This is a genomic window from Candidatus Termitispirillum reticulitermitis (assembly GCF_054655775.1).
In genome coordinates, this window is sequence record NZ_BAAIHG010000112.1 from 1 (window position 1) to 2,519 (window position 2,519).

Annotated in this window: 3 protein-coding genes; 1 reads left to right on the plus strand and 2 read right to left on the minus strand. The window is 43.8% G+C overall.

The window, feature by feature from the left end; genetic code table 11:
- Positions 1–691 (plus strand): flagellin (locus AC1MDJ_RS07510; protein ID WP_479690303.1); only part of this gene is annotated, 691 nt, incomplete at its 5' end.
- 7 nt (positions 692–698) lie between these two features.
- On the opposite strand, the gene AC1MDJ_RS07515 is transcribed toward AC1MDJ_RS07510, so the two are convergent.
- Positions 699–1,040: a hypothetical protein gene (locus AC1MDJ_RS07515; protein WP_479690304.1), complete on the minus strand. Its 342-nt coding sequence runs from the start codon at positions 1,038–1,040 to the stop codon at positions 699–701.
- Positions 1,024–2,217 (minus strand): nickel pincer cofactor biosynthesis protein LarC, encoded by a 1,194-nt coding sequence (gene larC, locus AC1MDJ_RS07520; RefSeq protein ID WP_479690305.1) that lies wholly within the window; start codon positions 2,215–2,217, stop codon positions 1,024–1,026. Before larC ends, AC1MDJ_RS07515 begins: the two co-directional genes overlap by 17 nt.
- Positions 2,218–2,519: the final 302 nt, after the last annotated feature.

Here is a 2,519-nt window from a genome sequence, read left to right on the forward strand (position 1 = left end):
TCGGAATTCAGAGATACGTTTTGTAGCGGATGAAGATATTCTTAGGGCGTTAAGCATAGAGCAGATACAGCAGTCTGAGAATGATGTTATAACGATGAACGTATTTGATGCGCATACAGAGCAGTATGTCAATAGTGATATATCAATAGACTATATGATGAGGGGGGTTATAAAGGGTGTTAATATAAAGCTCAACCCGAATATAATTACCAGTGCGAAGATGGGTGCTGATGGCAATATAGTATTTGAGCAGGACGCAAATTTAGACCCGCAGTATATCCATATAGCGAACAAGGAGACTAGTTCGCAGATAGGTGCGAATGCTGGGCAGTATATGGATATAAGCGTAGGCAGGGTTGATACTGTAGCGTTAGAGATAGATGATGTATATCTGACTACCTTGCCTGATTCGCAGAGGGCACTTTTTAAGATAGATTCTGCCATTAAAAATGTAGTGCAGCAGAGGGCGGAGATAGGTTCTCGTATCAATAGGATGGAGCATGCGTTGAAATCGTTATCTATCGGACAGCAGAATATTCTGGCGGCGTCAAGCAGGATAAGGGATATTGATATGGCAAAGGCGAGTGCGGACTTCGCGAGGAACCAGATAATGATGAACGCAGCCACAGCAATGCTAGCACAAGCTAACCAACTGCCGCAAATGGCACTACAGCTGATAAATAGGCAATAGCATAACTTCAACCTTCTTTATTATAGTTGGTGTCAGCGGCGGGGTCTTTCATTGTCATCAGGTATATATGGTGCAACTGCTGGTTCTTGCGCATGATGGTAATCTCCGCTCGCAAGCGGTTCTCTTCTTGCACGTAGGCATCGTGCAGTGCGTTAATCGTCAGTCTTATATCTTCTAGCACCTCTTCTTTTTTAAGCTCTTCGGGGTTTTCTATTATCTGCATCAGCTGTTCAAACGATGCATAGTATTGGTTGGTCAGCTCAACCGACTGCATATTTTCAGGCGAGCTTGTCAAGCGCTCTGCCAGCTCCTTTGTGTAAGACCAGATAAGGTCAAGATTTGTCAGCATTGTTATTATCCATCGCTCTGGCTACTGCATCATAGATAGCAGATATTGGCATACCGCAACGTTCAGCGGCGAGCTTGCACTCTTCATACTCAGCCTTGTATTTTATAGGGACATCATCTAAATAAGCGCGTTTTATAGTAAGCTCTCCGTATTCTGTGGGTATCTTTTCTAAACTTCGTTTCAGTGCGATTTTTTCTACAGCCAGTTTTCTTATACCAATTGACGAGGTTTGTGTCCATATAATTTTAGTAATTTCTGCCTCTTTTGCAGGAGTGACTAGTATTGATAGCTTTACGGCAAGCCGCCCTTTTTTCACCATAATAGGCGTTTTGAACACGTCCAACGCCCCTGCGGACAATAATTTCTCCTCTACGTAGCTGTATAGTTCGGGGTTCATATCATCAATATTGGTTTCTAATATATATTGTTTTTCTGGAACTATATCTGACTTAGTCTCTGCTAGATATACTCTCAGCATATTAGGCACTGATAGGTCGCGTTTGCCCAGCCCGTAGCCTATTTTGGTGATTGTCATCTGCGGGGTGTCAGTCCAAACGTCTACGTTGTGTGCCAATATTACTGCACCTGTAGGGGTGGTGGTTTCAAATGGCACTAGTCCTGTTTTAGTAGGTGCGCCATACAGCAGTTCAATAGTAGCGGGTGCGGGGATAGGGATAGTGCCGTGAGCGCATTCAACGAATCCGCCGCCTAGCTGGACGGTTGATGCTAGCACTTGAGCAGGTTTCAGGTAGTCAAGGGCGATAGCTGCGCCGACTATGTCTATTATTGAGTCTGTTGCGCCCACCTCGTGGAAGTGAATTTGTTCAACTGTAGTGCCGTGCACCTTTGCTTCAGCGGTGGCAAGGCGGGTGAACATTTCGCGGGCAAGTTTTTTAATATTGTCGTTTAGGGTGCTATCGTTAATAATTTTTTCTATATCAGCAAGGTTTCTATGGGTGTGGTGTTCATCTGTTTCACTCGCCAGCAACACGTCTAGCTGAGTGCCCATAATGCCATGCTTGCTAGCTTTGGTGATGTTAATAGTGTATCTATCAGTTAGGTTAAGTTTAGCAAGTTCTGATTTTAGGTGGTCTGCAGGCAATCCTAGCTCCAGCATAGCCGCTAGGTTCATATCTCCGCTGATACCACAGAAACAGTCGTAGTATAATATATTCATTGCAAATTAAAATACACCGTTTAGATTATTCAGTCAAGCAATTGCTCAAAAAGCGTCAGGGGATAATACTCTTTGAGTCACCTTCCTCCGTAGTGGCAAGAAGTAAAGCTTTCCTTAAACTTTCCCTAACAATCTGCCGATAGTGCGGGGTGTTGCATGGAGGCAAGAGCTAAAACTAAAATGTTATAGCTGTTATAGCTGTTATAGCTGTATGAGGGCTGTAAAAGGAGAGAGTCGTGCAGATTTATACTAATTCGTTGTCATTTACTGCCAACAGGCATCTTAATGTTGCCAATCGTGCG